The 16,091-nt window shown below is 52.2% G+C and carries 16 protein-coding genes; 4 read left to right on the top strand and 12 right to left on the bottom strand.

The genetic code is table 11. From position 1 onward, the window contains the following. Together HY879_07150 and HY879_07145 are read right to left on the bottom strand one after the other, a co-directional pair. Nucleotides 1-1,244 (bottom strand): TolC family protein (locus tag HY879_07150; GenBank protein MBI5603116.1); only part of this gene is annotated, 1,244 nt, incomplete at its 3' end. Between the two features lie 136 nt (nucleotides 1,245-1,380). Continuing rightward, nucleotides 1,381-1,770: a FixH family protein gene (locus tag HY879_07145; protein MBI5603115.1), complete on the bottom strand. Its 390-nt coding sequence runs from the start codon at nucleotides 1,768-1,770 to the stop codon at nucleotides 1,381-1,383. Between the two features lie 360 nt (nucleotides 1,771-2,130). Between HY879_07145 and HY879_07140 the strand changes: the two genes are divergently transcribed. The 4 genes from HY879_07140 to HY879_07125 all read left to right on the top strand — a co-directional run bounded on the left by HY879_07140 (nucleotide 2,131) and on the right by HY879_07125 (nucleotide 6,114). Then, on the top strand, nucleotides 2,131-2,709 hold the full coding sequence (locus HY879_07140; protein ID MBI5603114.1) for a copper-binding protein: 579 nt from the start codon (nucleotides 2,131-2,133) through the stop codon (nucleotides 2,707-2,709). Next, entirely contained in the window at nucleotides 2,709-4,169 is a 1,461-nt protein-coding gene (locus HY879_07135; GenBank protein MBI5603113.1) for a TolC family protein, read from the top strand. Before HY879_07140 ends, HY879_07135 begins: the two co-directional genes overlap by 1 nt. After that, nucleotides 4,166-5,464, top strand: coding sequence for a multicopper oxidase domain-containing protein (locus HY879_07130; protein MBI5603112.1), 1,299 nt, complete (start codon nucleotides 4,166-4,168; stop codon nucleotides 5,462-5,464). The genes HY879_07135 and HY879_07130 overlap by 4 nt, the downstream gene beginning before the upstream one ends. Before the next feature lie 113 nt (nucleotides 5,465-5,577). Continuing rightward, nucleotides 5,578-6,114, top strand: a complete 537-nt coding sequence (locus tag HY879_07125; protein MBI5603111.1) for a cytochrome c — start codon at nucleotides 5,578-5,580, stop codon at nucleotides 6,112-6,114. Between the two features lie 469 nt (nucleotides 6,115-6,583). Here the strand turns inward: HY879_07125 and HY879_07120 are convergent, their stop codons facing one another. The 10 genes from HY879_07120 to HY879_07075 all read right to left on the bottom strand — a co-directional run. Then, nucleotides 6,584-7,744 (bottom strand): HD-GYP domain-containing protein, encoded by a 1,161-nt coding sequence (locus HY879_07120; GenBank protein MBI5603110.1) that lies wholly within the window; start codon nucleotides 7,742-7,744, stop codon nucleotides 6,584-6,586. Next, nucleotides 7,735-8,898, bottom strand: coding sequence for a Na+/H+ antiporter NhaA (gene nhaA / locus HY879_07115; protein MBI5603109.1), 1,164 nt, complete (start codon nucleotides 8,896-8,898; stop codon nucleotides 7,735-7,737). The genes HY879_07120 and nhaA overlap by 10 nt, the downstream gene beginning before the upstream one ends. 31 nt (nucleotides 8,899-8,929) lie before the next feature. Beyond that, nucleotides 8,930-9,160: an SHOCT domain-containing protein gene (locus HY879_07110; GenBank protein ID MBI5603108.1), complete on the bottom strand. Its 231-nt coding sequence runs from the start codon at nucleotides 9,158-9,160 to the stop codon at nucleotides 8,930-8,932. A 302-nt stretch (nucleotides 9,161-9,462) separates the two neighbouring features. Continuing rightward, nucleotides 9,463-9,825 carry a hypothetical protein gene (locus HY879_07105; protein MBI5603107.1) on the bottom strand — a complete coding sequence of 121 codons (363 nt, stop codon included), beginning with the start codon at nucleotides 9,823-9,825 and terminating at the stop codon, nucleotides 9,463-9,465. 200 nt (nucleotides 9,826-10,025) lie between these two features. After that, entirely contained in the window at nucleotides 10,026-12,710 is a 2,685-nt protein-coding gene (locus HY879_07100) for a glucosidase (GenBank protein ID MBI5603106.1), read from the bottom strand. Between the two features lie 29 nt (nucleotides 12,711-12,739). Further along, on the bottom strand, nucleotides 12,740-13,399 hold the full coding sequence (locus HY879_07095) for an HAD hydrolase-like protein (GenBank protein ID MBI5603105.1): 660 nt from the start codon (nucleotides 13,397-13,399) through the stop codon (nucleotides 12,740-12,742). A 59-nt stretch (nucleotides 13,400-13,458) separates the two neighbouring features. Then, on the bottom strand, nucleotides 13,459-14,436 hold the full coding sequence (locus HY879_07090) for a glucokinase (GenBank protein ID MBI5603104.1): 978 nt from the start codon (nucleotides 14,434-14,436) through the stop codon (nucleotides 13,459-13,461). Between the two features lie 33 nt (nucleotides 14,437-14,469). Then, nucleotides 14,470-15,291: a glucose 1-dehydrogenase gene (locus HY879_07085; protein ID MBI5603103.1), complete on the bottom strand. Its 822-nt coding sequence runs from the start codon at nucleotides 15,289-15,291 to the stop codon at nucleotides 14,470-14,472. A 135-nt stretch (nucleotides 15,292-15,426) separates the two neighbouring features. After that, complete coding sequence (locus HY879_07080; protein MBI5603102.1) at nucleotides 15,427-15,630, bottom strand: hypothetical protein; 204 nt, start codon at nucleotides 15,628-15,630, stop codon at nucleotides 15,427-15,429. Between the two features lie 25 nt (nucleotides 15,631-15,655). Beyond that, nucleotides 15,656-16,091, bottom strand: a 436-nt coding sequence (locus tag HY879_07075; GenBank protein MBI5603101.1) for a TVP38/TMEM64 family protein, incomplete at its 5' end; no start/stop codon positions are given.

The raw sequence follows: 16,091 nt of genomic DNA, 5'->3' as shown, positions 1-16,091 counted from the left end.
GCCATGATCCCGGCAATCGCTTCGATCCGGGCCACGGCCTTTTCCCTTTCCGCAAATTGCCCCCAGTATAACAGCTCAAAATCCAGCAAGGCCTTCAGTCTGGAGATAACGGTAATGGCCTCCACCTGGCCGACCGTATATCCCGACAGGGCTAATTGAAAATCCTGGATGGTCTTAGGGATCAGACCTTCCTTATAAAGTTCCATTAACCGCTCGGCCGATTTAATCATGGAGTAATTATCCCTCAGATTGGAAGCCAGCATATTCTGGGTAGCCAGGAGCTCCTGCTTGCCTTGAGAGAGGGCGGACTTAGCTTCGAGGACCCCCTGTTTTTGCTTTTGTTCATAAAAAAGAGGGATGTTGATCTGGGCCGTCAGACTCCACATATCTTCAAAGGACCCGCTTCTTTTAAAGAGATTGGCCCCCAGAGTGAAATCCGGGTAATATTCTTTTTCAGCCATCCGGACCTTGGCCTCGGCCCCTTTGATCATCTTTTCCCTGGACTGGATTTCCGGAGAATGATCCCTGGCCATTTTGAGAAGCTCGTCAAGCCGGTAGGGATAAGGGCTATAGGCCGGGACCTGGGGACGTCCCAAGGGAGACTGGACCTCTCTGCCCAGGGTGGAATTCAGCATGCCCTCGGCCGCCTGGATTTTCTGACTGATCATCTCGTCTTTTTCGAGGAGCATGTATTTTTCGGTCTGGGCCATGAGCACTTCCTGTTGGGGGGCCATGCCCGAGGTATAACGGGCCAGGGCGGCATCCTCTATCCGGGCGAATAAATCGGTCTTATCCTGGATTTGTTCCCTGGTCTTATAGGCCAGCAAAAGATCAAAATAGAGTTCTTTGACCCTGGTAATGGTTTTCAGGAGAATATTTTTTGAAGAGGCTTTTAAACTTTCAGCGTCCCGGGTGGCCATTTCGCCCTTTAAGGCCCTTTTCCCCCAAAAGGGAAACATCTGGCTTACCGAAAACATCCATTGGGCATCCGGGGCGTCTCCGAAGGTATAGCTGTTATAGCCTTCGTTCTGATATCCTGCCATCACCATGGGGTCAGGAAGGGCACCGGCCTGGGGTATTTTGAAGCGGGCCGCATCCACCCCGGCCTGGGCCGCCTGGATTTCCGGATTGTTCTTAACGGCATCCTGGATCAGATCCTGGAGGTTCAATTCCGAGGCCTCGGCAATGGCTCCGCAAAAGAAGAAAAGGAAAAACAGGATGGTTCTGTTGAAGAAAAAGCGCATGGCAGATGGTCCTGTAAAAATTTCCCAAGGACGTCACATGACGAAAATGGGTTTTGGTGACTTTGTGCTCTTTCTGAAAGCTGCCCGCAGATCCCTGATCGCTCTCATCCGAAAATGCTTTTTTCCCGGACGAGAACTATTTGACATCTACATTGAATTTAACCTTTTTAACCTTCTGGCCCTGTGTTATTTGAATCTCAACATTCCAGCTACCGGCCATGGAAAATTCCACCTTGGCCATGTATTCGTTCCCCTTCAAGATCATATCGGTTTTGTAGTTCATAGCCGGCATCCCGGACATGGCCGGCATGGAATATCCCACTTTCACCTTGGCATCGGTCACCGGTTTTCCGGAAGCATCAGAGATCGTAATGGTCACATTGTTATTACCGACTATCGGGGGATTTCTATCAATTTCGACTTTTATGGTATATTCATCCACCTTTTTGATCACTTCATAATTTTTGCCCCAGACCGTCCCGACGGCGAAAGCCAAAATTATCAACAAAAGGACAACTCTTTTCATGGAAACCTCCATTTTTTGTGTAAATAATTAATTGGGGTCAACAACTATAAGTCATATTTCTTAATTATGTTAAAACCTGTCTATCCCCCTGTCAAGAGAATAAACCCTCCTCAAAGAGGTTAATCTTACTTTTTTTCCGCCTCCACCTCCGCTCCGGTCTTTCTTTTATTATCAGGAAGAATTTTACCATTTAACTGTGAAGAAAAGATGAATGAATTATGAATTTAAAAAATAACATCCCAAGAAAAATACAGTAATTTTTTTAATAAAATACAGAATTTGCTTTATTTTCGGCTATCGTAATTTATGCGATTATTTTAAAATATTGGTGTCCTGCATTATTTTACCGGGAGTGCGGTCATGAAGAAACTCTTCGCCTCTTGTCAATACGTCCTTTTAGGGATTGTCCTCGGAGCGGGCAGCCTGGCGGCCCTCGAAGGGCCTGATCCCGCTGATCCCGGTGCGCCGGCGCCGGAGATCAAGTACTGGTCGGCTTTCTCCGATTATAGGCCCTACCAGGAGCAAGAACCCCTTTCATGGAAGCAGATCAACGAGGACGTAGCAGGAATCCCCGGTGCAGCGGGACACGCCGGCCATGAAAGCCACGGGGGAGCGGCGACAGCCGGGACAGAGGCCGCATCCTCTCCTGCCGGGCCTACGGCGCAGCCTGACGGCGCGATTGCCGCCACCGGTGTCATCCGAAGGATCGACCGAGCCGATGCCAAAGTCGTGATAGCCCATGAACCGATCGCGTCGCTCGGCTGGCCCGCAATGACCATGCTCTTCCGGCTGAAGGACCCGGCCAGCGTCGACCCGTACAAAGAGGGCGACAGGGTGGACTTCACCCTGGAAAAATCGGCCTCCGATTATGTTATCTCGGGCTTCCGGAAATCCGCCGGCCATGAGTGGCACGATACGGGTAAAGGAGACAAGAAGTGATTCTCCCCCTCTTTCTTCGGCCCTCCGCGGCCACCGCGCTCGCAACCGTCCTCGGCGCCTTGCTGCTTGGCGGCTGCGCAACCTTCTCGCCTGACGGCGGTTTTGATGCCGTCGAGTCGATTGCCAAGGAACGGCTGAATAAAGAGGTCACCTGGATACGGTCCGCTGCGGACGCGGGCCGCGTTCAGGAAAGGGTGAAAGAACTGCTGGCCGGCCCGCTCTCCGTAGACGACGCCGTGCAGGTTGCGCTCCTCAACAACAGGGGGTTGCAGGCGGTCTACTCCGATCTCGGCATTTCCGAGGCAAACCTGGTGCAGGCCGGAAGGCTTCGCAATCCGGGTTTCTCTTACAGCCGGGCAACGGGCGGCGGCGAGCGCAAGATCGAAAGCCTAGTCACCTTCGATTTCCTCCAACTCCTGACTATGCCGACTGTGCTCAAGATCGAAGGCCGGCGATTCGAACAGGCCAAGCTGTACGTCGCGAATGAGGTGCTGGGCATCGGGGCCGAGACTCAGCGCGCCTATTACGAAACATTGGCGGCTGAGCAGACCGCTGCTTACCTGGAACAGGTCAAAACCGCTGCGGAGGCCGGTGCGGAGCTGGCCCGCCGCATGGCAGCCGCAGGCAACTGGAGCAGGCTTGATCAGGCGCGCGAGCAGGTGTTTTACGCCGAGGCGACCGCCAGGCTCGCCCGAGCGAGGCAGGCGGCCGTCTCCCAGCGTGAGAGGCTCACCCGGCTGTTGGGGCTGTGGGGAGGCGACATAGCATTCAAGCTCCCGGAACATCTGCCGGAAATTCCCGCCGAAAAACCGGAGCTGAAGGACCTGGAGGTGCTTGCCATTTCCCGGCGCCTCGATATCCGGTCCGCCAGGCATGAAACCGAAGCGCTGGCCGAGTCTCTGGGGCTGACCAGGGCGACCCGCTTTATCAATGTTTTCGAGCTTGGCGACTTTCGAACGACCGAGACGCCTGGTCCGGAAAAAAGGGGATACGCCATCATCCTCGAGGTCCCGCTTTTCGATTGGGGAGGCGCACGTGTCGCCATGGCGGAATCGATGTACATGCAGGCCGTTAACCGTCTCGCCGAGACCGCGATCGGCGCGCGATCCGAAGTACGCGTCGCCTATTCCGCTTACCTTACCGCTTACGATCTGGCGAAACACTACCAAGACGAGATCGTGCCGCTCCGCAAGAAAATTTCTGAAGAGAACCTGCTGCGCTACAACGGCATGCTGATCAGCGCCTTTGAACTCCTGGCCGACGCCCGGGAACAGGTTGCCAGTGTGAATGCCACTATCGAGGCATTGAGATCGTTCTGGGTGGCCGACGCTGACCTGAAGATGGCCCTGGCCGGCGCTCCGTCCACCGGACAGGCCGGCCATCTCATGCGGGAACCGGGACCGGGTGGGGCAGCTCAGCTCGACCCTCGACGCCGTTCCGAAAAAGGAGGACAGAGGTGATCAACCGTCGCGATTTTCTGCGAAACTCAAGCCTCGCAATGCTCGGCGCCGCCCTGGTGAGCAAGGTGCAGGCCGCAACGCTGCCCGAGGCGCCGACGCAGACGTCAGCGGCCATGGCACCGCCGCTCTTTCCGCCCAACGGCCGGCCCTACCACCCCGTCGTGACGCTCAATGGCTGGACCCTGCCGTGGCGCACGCGGAACGCATGGAAAGAGTTCCATCTTGTTGCCGAGCCGGTTGTTCGCGAAATGGCGCCGGGGATGAAGGCACACCTTTGGGGTTACAACGGCCAAAGCCCCGGGCCGACCATCGAATGTGTGGAAGGCGATAAGGTGCGCATCTTTGTCACCAACAGGCTGCCGGAACATACCACGATCCACTGGCACGGCGTTCGGCTGCCCAACGGCATGGACGGCGTGGGAGGGCTGACCCAGACTCAGATACCGGCGGGCAAGACCTTCGTCTATGAATTCGAGATGAAACACTCCGGCACCTTCATGTATCACCCCCATGCCGACGAGATGGTGCAGATGGCCATGGGCATGATGGGCTTCATCGTGGTGCACCCGAAGGACCCTACCCGGTACCGCGTCGACCGGGACTTCGTCTTCCTTCTGGCCGCCTACGACATCGACCCCGGCAGCTACACGCCGAGGGTTGCCCAGATGTTGGATTTCAACCTGTGGACCTTCAACAGCCGGGTATTTCCGGGCATCGATCATCTCGTCGTGAGGAAGGACGACCGGGTGCGCATCCGCATGGGAAACCTCACCATGACCAGCCACCCGATCCACATCCATGGCTACAACTTTGCGGTGACCTGCACCGACGGCGGCTGGGTGCAGAAAAGCGCGCAATGGCCGGAAACCACTATCGACGTGCCGGTCGGGGCGCTACGGGCCGTCGAGTTTGTTGCCGATGCACCCGGTGACTGGGCCTTTCACTGCCATAAATCGCACCACACCATGAACGCCATGAGCCACCAGGTGCCGACCATGATCGGCGTCGCCCAGAAGGGGATCGCTGAAAAGATCGGCAAACTGGTGCCGGACTACATGGTCATGGGTGAGCGCGGCATGGCCGATATGGCCGGAATGGAGATGCCTTTGCCGGACAACACGCTGCCGATGATGACCGGCAGAGGACCCTTCGGGCCAATCGAAATGGGCGGCATGTTTACCGTGGTTAAGGTGCGCGAAGGCCTGAGAAGAGACGACTACAAAGACCCCGGCTGGTACCGGCACCCTCCGGGCACGCAGGCGTATGAACTGAAAGATATGTCCGAGATGGATTAATTAGGTAAATTAATTAGGACGCAGATTTTCGCTGATACCCGCAGATAGCTATTCTTTTATATTTAATATCCTGTCAATCTGCGTTCGTCTGCGTCCAAAAAGGAGGTGAAACCATGAAAGTATTGGTAATTTTGCTTGCACTCCTTTGCCTGGTAGTCATCGGGGCAGCGGTTTTTGTGTGGTCCGGCACCTACAATATTGCGGCCAATGTTCCCCATTGGAAGATCACCCATGAGGTTTTCTCTCTGGTTCGGGAACGATCAATCTCGGCCCACAGCAAAGGAATTACCATCCCTCCGCTGAAGGACCCGAGACTCCTCGATGGGGGTTTCAAAAATTATCATGAAATGTGCCGGCTGTGTCACAACGCGCCCGGCTATTCCCGTACGGTGGTTGCCCAGGGCCTCTATCCCGCTCCTCCCGACTTCACTTCTAAAGATCGAAAAACACGGAGCAAGGCGGAAGTTTACTGGATCGTGAAGAACGGGATCAAGATGACGGGTATGGCCGCTTTTGGCGCCACCCACAGCGAAGAGGAGATCCTCGGACTCGTTTTCTTTGTGCAACCCCTCCGTGATATGACGCCCAAAGAATATGCCGCCATGGTCAAGGCGGCAGGGTTGCAGAAAAGAGAAGGCCATCACCACTGAGAATAGGCGGCCCCGGTGAGGCGCCGATAGTACTCTTCCGGATATTTCTTATTAAACTGTCATGCCACGATAGTGGCGTGGCGCCACGAAGCATGAAAATAGCGCAGTTGATGATTGAACTCGCTGGTAACAAATCAAAGTCCAAGGATTACCGCACCCCTATAATTTTTTCATTTATCGGGGCATCAGTCGGATAGATATTTCTCGGGAACTTGAGCAATTATTAAACACAACTACTCAAAAATAAATACTGGAAAGCCTGGATTTTCAACCTGAAAAGGATACATTCTTTGATAGGTCAGGTAGTCGGATTTTAAAAGTGGAGGCCCCCTCGCTGAATTTATGAAAAAAATATAAAGATTTTCAGAGGCGGGGCTTAAATGATATCTTGAAGGGTACCATCAGCCTGTTCAACGGCCCTATCCCCCAAACCAACGATGCGATTTCATCCAGGGCTGAATAACCAACGTTACCCCAATTTCAAAATTTTAATCCGGTCTTTTTGATGGCATCGCATAAAAGCCTCGACCACATCCAAGCGCCATTGTTTTCCTTTGTTCTTTTCTATTTCCGAAAGGGCGGCTTCTAATGCCATTCCCGGACGATAGGGTCTGGAGGTGGTCATGGCGTCAAAGGAATCGGCTATGGCCATGATCTGGGCCGGTAGGGGAATATCCATGCCGGACTTCCCATTGGGATAGCCTTTCCCGTCAAATCGTTCGTGATGGTCCAAAGTCCATTGGGCCATCTCTTTCAAGGATTCAAATCCGTTCAAAATCTGGGCCGAGGCCCGGGCATGCTCCTTAATCTGCTCCCATTCCTGGTCAGTCAATGTATCCTCTTTTCGCAGGATACTATCCGGAACGGCGATCTTCCCCACATCATGCATCAAAGAAGCCAGGTTGAGATGTTCCAGTTCCTTCTTGCTTAACCCCATCTCACCCCCTATGATTCGGGTATATTCCGCCACCCGGAGGGAATGTCCTTTGGTATAAGGGTCCCGGGCTTCCAGGGCCGTAGCCAAGGCCGTAATGGCCGACATTTTTTCTTTTTCCTGTTCCCGCAACCGTTGGACCTGGACCTCACGAAAGGAAATGATAATCCCGATGACTAAGAGCACCAATACTACAATTCGAATCTTCAAGGCCGAACTCTGGATACCGGTTCTGGCCTCTTCCAACTCGGCATCGTGCATCCTGACATGCATCTGGGCCTCTTCATTCAGGTGCCTCGCTTCACTTAATAAGCCCCGCCCTGATATTTTTCTTTTTTGAAGTTCAGAGGCCAAACGTTCTCCGGCGGCCAACAGGCCTTCTATATGTTTTCTATACCCTGGTTCCCAACTTCCGGACAAAGCCTTTAACCGTTTGGTAGTCTCCTGGAGTTGAACCACGGACATTTCTTCCGAGACCCCATTTTTTTCGATACCCATCTCCAAGTGATTAATGGCCTCGGCAAAGGACTTGACATCGTGGATAGTCGGGGCATAAAAGTCGGTCACCCCTTTGCTGAAACGGGTTACCTGGGCCACGAGCTGAATGATAAAACCGGCGATAGCGACAAACAGAAGGATCATCACGATAGTAGCATAATCCCTCTTGATTTGAGCCCGAATATTTTTTAATGCCATAATTGCCTGCTCAAAATCAGAAAACCCGTTGTTCCCGCCAAGAGTGAACTGAGCAAGACGACCATTTTGGAACTCTGGATAATATCGGGGTCATTAAAGGCCAGGAGCGTGATGAAGATTGACATGGTAAACCCGACACCTCCAAGAAAACCGGCGCCAACGATATGGTTCCAGGACACATCGCTGGGCAGCCGGGACCAGCCCAATCGAACGGCTAAAAGGCTGAACAGAGCAATGCCCAGCGGCTTGCCAACGAACAACCCGGCGAAAACACCTAAACTGTTTGATGTTACCAGGCCCTCGATCCAGTTTCCGGCCAGCGCAATACCGGTATTGGCCAGCGCAAAAAGCGGCATGATGACAAAGGCCACCGGTTTGTGCAGGAAATGCTGCACTTTGTAGGATGGCGAATTTTCATCACCCATTCCAAAGGGAATGGCAAAGGCGAGCAGGATGCCTGTAAGAGTGGCGTGGATACCGGATTTAAGCATAAAATACCACAGGATAATGCCTGGAATAAGGTAAAGAAGCAATCGATGCACACCGAGACGATTTAAAATCAGCAGTCCCGAAAACACCCCTAAAGCCAAAACAAGATACAGTAGCGAGAAGTCACCTACATAAAACAGAGCAATAATGACGATTGCACCCAAGTCATCCGTGATGGCTAAGGCCGTAAGAAAAACCTTTAGCGTTGCCGGAACCTTGCCGCCTAACAGAGTCAGCACGCCTAATGCAAAAGCAATGTCCGTTGCCATTGGAATTCCGATGCCCCCTTGCGTTACGGTTCCCCGATTGAACAAGAAGTGCAGGAGAGCGGGCGTAGCCATGCCACCGATAGCGGCAAAAATAGGCAGGGTGGCGTTTTTTAAGTCCGACAGTTCCCCGATATAAAGTTCCCTTTCAATTTCAAGTCCGATCAGCAGAAAGAAAATGGCCATCAAGCCGTCATTGATCCAGTGTCCGACGCTATATTTCAATGCAATACCGCCGAGTTCAAAACCAACTTTGGTATTCCAAAAATCCGAATATTCTTTTCCGAAATTGGAATTGGCAATCAGGATTGAAGTAACCGTGCAGAGAATCAGGATAATTCCGGAAACCTGTGAACTTTCTAGAAATTCCACAAAAAGTTTGGTAAATTTTGCTTTCATAGACTGATCATTTCTTGTCCGGGTCACCGATTCAATTCAGATCTCTCTTTTTTACTTCGAATTCTTCCTTATCGATCTCTCCCCGGGCATACCTTTTCTTGAGGATTTCCAGGGCCGATTCCCCTTGACCATGGTCCTGATTACCGCCATGACCTGACGACATAAGCCAGCGTATCAACAAAACAATCAATACAATCAACAGGACCCAAAAAATCACCATAAAAATCGCACCGAACCAGCCCATGTTCCCCCAGCCCATCATTCCCGGCCCCATTCCCCAACCCCGATAATCTCTATAATTATTATACTCGGCCAGGGAAACTCTCTTGAATAAAAATACCGTAAACATACAAACAAAAATCTTAAAGACCACTCCCGAATACTTCATAACCTGCCTCCTTTCACTTGGTTAAAATTTTCCTTGTTATCCCTTTTTTCGATTTTTTCTGCTTTTTAGGGATTCAAAAGTCAGCAAACAAATCCCTTTCAGACTTTTCTTTCTTGGTGGAGGGAGGCTGGTCGTCTCCCTCCGGTTGAAGATTGGTGTTAAATTGATGGCCTTCCTTATTTCTTCGGTACGGGGGCCATGGCTTTCAGGGATTTGATGTAGGCCACGATGTCGGACATTCCTTCCGATTTCGGGTCGATAGCTTTGCCCTTCAGGGCATTCATGATACACATGTTTACTACTTCTTGCAGGTTCTTGGCTTTCGCAAACATGCCGCCAAATTTTTTCTTGGCCCCGGATTTCTCCAGACCCTTTCCGTCGGGATGACAGGAATTACACGATTTGTCCGCGGTCCCTTCCGCGAATTTCGGATCGTTGAAAAGCTTTTTCCCCTTTTCCACGTCCCCGGCCGCAAAGGCAAAAGTTAAACCCAGACTGACGACAAATAGGGACACCAATACCAACCGAAATAATCTCATTTTTTTCACCTCCTTTCGCTTGAGGATTGAAGGACCTTATCGGTCCAACTGCAAGAAATTTTTCTAGATACACTGGTCTCCAAAATTTTTCCTTCATTACTATTTTTCCTGATAATTGGTCTCAAGGCACACTTGAATCCTACTTTCTTTTCCTCCATCGATATGGAACGATTCCGGGGAGATATGACGTTGATTATAGTCTATAGACTTCGGAAATCGTCCTCTTGATGCCCATCCGATTCCTCTGCTTTTAGCGTATAGTGCCGCTTAATCAGGTTGGCCACCAAGCCGCTCCAGCCTGTCTGGTGAGAAGCGCCTAATCCCAGCCCGGTATCCCCATGGTAGTATTCCGCGAAAAGACGCAGGTTTCTCCAGTAAGGGTCATGCTGGAAAAGACTGTCCTCCGGGAAGGCCGGCATTCGACCGTTCTTATTTCGGCGAAATATCCTGATCAGACGCTCCCCGATAGCGTTTACCACCTCTCTTAAGTTCAGTTTGCTATCAGCAACGGCCGGCGCATAGACCTTGAAGTTCGGTCCCAGATAGCGGTAGAATTTAGTCAATGCCTGTAGAATTGAATAGTTGATAGGCATCCAGACCGGCCCCCGCCAGTTGGAATTACCCCCGAAGAGATAGGTTCTGGACTCACCCGGCTCATATTCGATCAGGGCCTGGCCGAGACCGGGGAGTGTCCCTAATTCACGCTTTTCGGCATGGACCCGGCTTACGCTCCGGAACCCGTGACCGGACAAAAACTCCCCCTCATTCAGAAGGCGACTGACGATGTGAGGCAGCATGGTGTGGTCTACCAGGGAAAGTAACCGCTCGCCATGATCATTGGTGGCAAACGGGCAGGCGCAGATAACGTGTCCGTCGAACATACCGCCCCGGTGCTCCTCCAACAGGGCTTTAAACCGTGGGACGTTTTCGATTATTTCCGGATCCACCACTTCACAGGCGAACAAAGGAATAAGGCCCACATAGGAGTAAACGTCGATCCGGTGGCAGGAACCATCCGGTGAAATGAGCAGGTCCTTGAAAAACCCGGCTTCGGGGTCCCAGAGAGACAGTTTTTTAGACACATAGCCTGCTATGGAATTGGCGATGGCCAGAAATTGTTGATAACACTGAATAGCCATGTCCTCATATTCTGGCTGTTCCTGGGCCAGTTCAAGGGCCATGGCCGTCATATTCAAGGCGAACATGGCCATCCATCCGGTGGCATCGGCTTGTTTCAGACTGTAACCGGCCGGGAGCGGCCGGGAGCGATCATAGACCGAGATATTATCCAGCCCCATAAATCCCCCTTCGAAGACATTGAGTCCGTCGCTGTCCTTTCGATTCAACCACCAGGTGTAATTCATAATCAGCTTATTGAAGACTCGGCGAAGGTAATGGAGGTCTCCCTGGCCCCGTTGTTTACGTTCCGCCCGAAACACTTTCAGGGCGGCTACGGCCTGAATGGGCGGGTTGACGTCTTCAAATTGCCATTCGTAAGCCGGAATCTGGCCGTTGGGATGAAGATAGCGCCAATCCAAAAGCAGTTCTATTTGATCCTTTGCAAAATCGATGTCCACCTGGGCAAAGACCATACAGTGATAAGCCAGGTCCCAGGCAGCAAACCAGGGATATTCCCAACCATCCGGCATGGATATGATATCGGCGGCCTTTAAATGACGCCAGTTCCGGTTCCGTCCCTGCTTCCTTTCTTCAGCGGGGGGAAACAAGTCTCCATCCAGCCATCGAGTCACCTGGAAATTGTAAAACTGTTTACTCCAGATCATGCCGGCTACGGCCTGACGAAAAATCAGGGCATCCTCTGCAAGGGCTCCGGGCAGCAGCCCCTCGTAGAACTGGTCGGAATCCTTCTGGCGTTGGTTTAGTAGGGAATCCATATGGTCAAAGGGGGATTTTAGGGCCTGAGAGGAAAGGGCCAGATCTACAGTCACGCTTTCCCCTGCCCCGCAGTCAATCACCTGCCAGGCGGCGAATTTGGTGCCATTTTGGGCCGGGTTTACCGCTTCCCCTTCTCTCTGGGCAACCAACCGGTGAAAGGCGTCCTTGACATACGGCGAGCGGTTGGGAACACCAAAAAGACGCAGGGTATTGGTTTCGTTATCCGTAAAGAGCCCTACGGCCTTCTGGCGGCCGTAAATAAAATACTCTCCCAGGGAAGAATGGCTGGCCTTCACCGCCCAGGCGGCCCTCTGGGGATCGGAAACTATCATCTGGGGCCTTGGTTTTTCAGGATCTTCCCAGGACCAGGTATTTCGGAACCATAGGGTGGGCAACAGGTGGATAGTGGCCTGCTCCGGCCCGCGGTTGGTTGCCGTAATCCGGAGATAGAGTTGCTCGGGGCTCTCCTTGGCGTAGGTCATTTCCACGTCCCAGTAACGATTTTCGTCAAACACTCCGGTATCGAGCAGGCCGAATGGCGGATCTTGGCGGGATCGCCGCTTGTTTTCCTCAATCAGAGCAGCGTACGGAAACTCAGCTTGGGGGTACTTGTAAAGAACCCTCAGAAAACTGTGACTCGGCGTGGCGTCCAGGTAAAAAAAATATTCTTTGACGTCTTCACCGTGATTGCCCTGATTGGCGGTCAGCCCGAACATCCGTTCTTTTAGAATAGGATCCTTTCCATTCCACAAAGCCAGGGCCAGACACAAACGCTGTTGTTCATCACAGAGGCCCCCAATCCCGTCTTCATTCCAGCGATAGGCCCTTGAACGCGCCTGGTCATGATCAAAATATTCCCAGGCCTCACCATTGGCACTGTAGTCTTCCCTGACAGTCCCCCAGGCACGCTCACTCAAATAAGGCCCCCAGAGGCGCCAGTTTTCTTTTCCCAGTCGTTGGGCTTCCAGACGCTTTTTTTCGGCGCTCATCGTTTTTTTCTCCGTTTGATTCTTAAAATTCAATAATCCGAGACGTTATCTTCTCTCTCGCGGATGAACTCAGCGGCCTCAACCAGATTCCGGGCTATGTAAATAGGATGGTCCTTCCCCAGTTTTATTACCTTTTCCTCTTCGTTTGGTTCATTTTCAAAGGGAATGAGAATTCCTGTTCCCCCGATATTCAAGGCGGTTTGAACGTCGCTGGCCCTATCTCCAATCACATAAACCCGGACATTCCCCGGAGTGATGTCCTCCGCTTTAAGGGCCGCGAAAACCATGCCCAAGGCAGGTTTTAAACAAGTGCACTCGCGAACAAAGGCCGGGTCGAAACGTACATCCGGTTTGCTCCGCATGTATTCCTGGGTTGCGTGAGGACACAAAAAGTATCCCTTGATGGATCCCCCCCGGTTTCTTAATTTTTCCAGAACATATGAACAGACTTCATGGGCCATTTCCAGAGTAAGACGGGGGTAGTCGGTAATCGCCACCCCGGCCTGGTTGGTAATCATGTAGATGGCCGAATCGGGGATAGCAGCCAGGATTTTCAGGCCTTCCGTCACCCGAGGCAGGATTTTTACCTTCGACTTCCAGTTTTCGTTCCGGCCAAGGAAAAGATGTTCCCGGCTGTCGTAAATAAGAGTGCCGTCCCGGTCTAGACATATGAGCGTTTTAACTGTCATTCTATCCCTCCAGGGTTAATTATTAAGTTGATTAACCAGGCTGTTATGCCGCTTTCTCCTTATCTCGGGCCATTTCGAACCTGGGCCTTTAACCGCTGGACCCCACGAAGGGCCGCCCCCCAAAGGCCGCTTTCCTCATTCACATCAAGAAAAACCGGGATTTTTTTCAGCAAAGACCCCATGGTTTTTGAATGAGTAAACTCGGCCTTAAAAGATGGGTGGGTGATCAGTTGCGGGGTCCTGGCGGCTACCCCTCCGGCAATATACACCCCCCCTCTGGCTACAACCTGAAGCGCATATACCCGGCAGGCCCTTCCGTAAAATCGGGCCATCCAGGTCAGGGTTTCGGAGTCCCCTATTAGCCTTGGTGCTACTTCAGCCGGTTCCAGCTTTTCCCCGGTCAGATACTGATGGATCAAACTCAACCCTTTTCCGGAAACCACGGTATTCGACAGCACATAGGGGTCTCTCCCTTCACGAAGCAGAAAATTCATGTACTCGAATTCTTCTCCCGAAACGAAGGGGAACGGAGCATGTCCTCCCTCGGAGGGGACGGCTTCGTACCCGTCTTGGCAATCGGGAACCAAAGCGGCCTGTCCCAGGGCCGTGCCGGCACCGATTACGGCCAACGGCATTGTGGGATCCACTTCCCCTGGTATAATCTGAAGCGCTGCTTCAATAATGGGGGAACGGCAGGCATAGGCCTGGGCGACGAAATCGTTGATGAGCTCCCACTGTTTCAACCCAAACTTCTGATCTGCTCCGGAAAGATCAACCTCCCAGGGTATATAGGGAGGATGGCTAAACTGTCCCTGCTCAACCGGACCGGCTATGGCAAATACCGCTATATCCGCCTCCTCTACCGGCAGAGGAAACGTGGATGATTGAAGCTGGTCCAATAACCGGCTAAAAGATGAAACCTCCCGGGTCTTAAACCATTTTGATTCCACCAGGGAAAGGGATTGGTCATCCGCCCATTGAAAACAGGCAAAGCGGCTGTTGGTTCCCCCGATGTCGGCGGCCAAAATCTTTTTCATGGAAGTTCCTTTTGGATCAAACATAGTCCGGCCTTAGCCCCCTTCGGCAAAGGCCGGGTACAGGGTCATGCCGCCGTCCACAAAAAGAGTGGTTCCGTGGACATAATCCGACTCGTCGGAAGCCAGCCAGACAGCGGCGTTGGCGATGTCGACCGGATCACCCACCCGCCCGTAGGGGATAAGCTTCAGCAGGTTCGCCTCGGCTTCCGGGGTTTCCCAGGCCCCCCGGTTGATCCGGGTCCTGATGGCCCCCGGGGCAATGCTGTTAACCCGGATTTTGTAAGGAGCCAGCTCCTGGGCCAGGCTTTTCATAAAGAGCATAATGCCTCCCTTGGAGGCGGCATAGTTTACGTGCCTGGACCAGGGTATGACTTCATGGACCGAACTGATAAATATAATCTTGCCGGCGGATCGAGAACGCTCCGGGACCACTCCCCGGCGACGAAACTCCCGAGCAGCTTCCCTGGCGCATAAAAAGGCCCCGGTTAAATTAATATTCAAAACCTGCAGCCAATCATCAAGAAGCATTTCCAGAAAGGGGGCATCCTTTTGAATCCCGGCGTTGCTTACCAGGATATCCACGGTTCCAAACTCCTGGATGGCGGTCTTAAAAAGGGCCTGAACTTCTTCTTCCCGGCTCACGTCCGCTTTAAAGGCCAGGGCCTTGCCGCCCTGATCTACGATATTTTGAACTACTTCCTCGGCCCCGGCATTGGTTCTGGAATAGTTCACCACTACTTTCGCCCCGGCGGCCCCCAGGCCCTGGGCAATACTAGCCCCAATCCCCGAACCCCCGCCGGTTACAATGGCGGTCTGCCCCGGAAGAAGAAGACGGCAGGCTATTGATGGTTCCATTGGCTCCTCCTTGGTCGCTATGAATAAACGGTTGGCAATGGAGCACTGCGGAATTGCCAGACCGATTTGATGCGGTTGTTATATGGAAATTTTGTTTGCAAGTCTGTCCACTACCCGGCGGACGTCAGACAAGCATCACCGACTTTTAGGATTTTTATGAGCGCAGTCACATTTTCCAGCCTTCTTTTCTTCGGCGATTTTTTGTAGGATGGCAGATTGTCCGCCGTTGTCGATATAGTCTTTTTCGATATCTTTCTTTGTATATTCAAAACAAAAGCAAACCATGTCGTCATTTTTGAACTCGTCTCTTTCCTCGGAATATGACGCAAATTTAATCATACTCTTTCCTTTCAATGGATTCCATTTAACGAGATTCATTCCGCATTTTTTTGATTAACCTGGGTATGAACAATGAAAAAATAAAAAGCCCGACAGAGAAAAATACCTTAAAAGAAAAAAGTTCAGCCCAATTTCCGGAGGACCAGACTTCTTTCAAGGTTCCGATAAAAAAAGTGAAAACAAAGGTCCCGACCAGGATGCCCAAGCCCGTACCTAACCAATAATCCCAAAAGTGTACTTTGGTTAAGCCCATGCCGAAATTCATGGCCGTGAACGGGAAGTAGACCAGACGCAGATATAGCACGGTGGCAAACCCGTTGCGCTCGATGGCCTCATCATACTTCTTGAGTTTGTCGCCGATCAGGGAAGCGGCAAAATCCCTTCCCAGGGTGCGGCCGATAAAGAAGGCTGTGCCGGCCCCGATCATTGCCCCGATCCAGACATAGACAAAACCCCAATAG

The organism is Deltaproteobacteria bacterium (assembly GCA_016219225.1).
GTDB lineage: Bacteria > Desulfobacterota > RBG-13-43-22 > RBG-13-43-22 > RBG-13-43-22 > RBG-13-43-22.
This window is presented reverse-complemented; position numbering and strand designations above follow the sequence as displayed.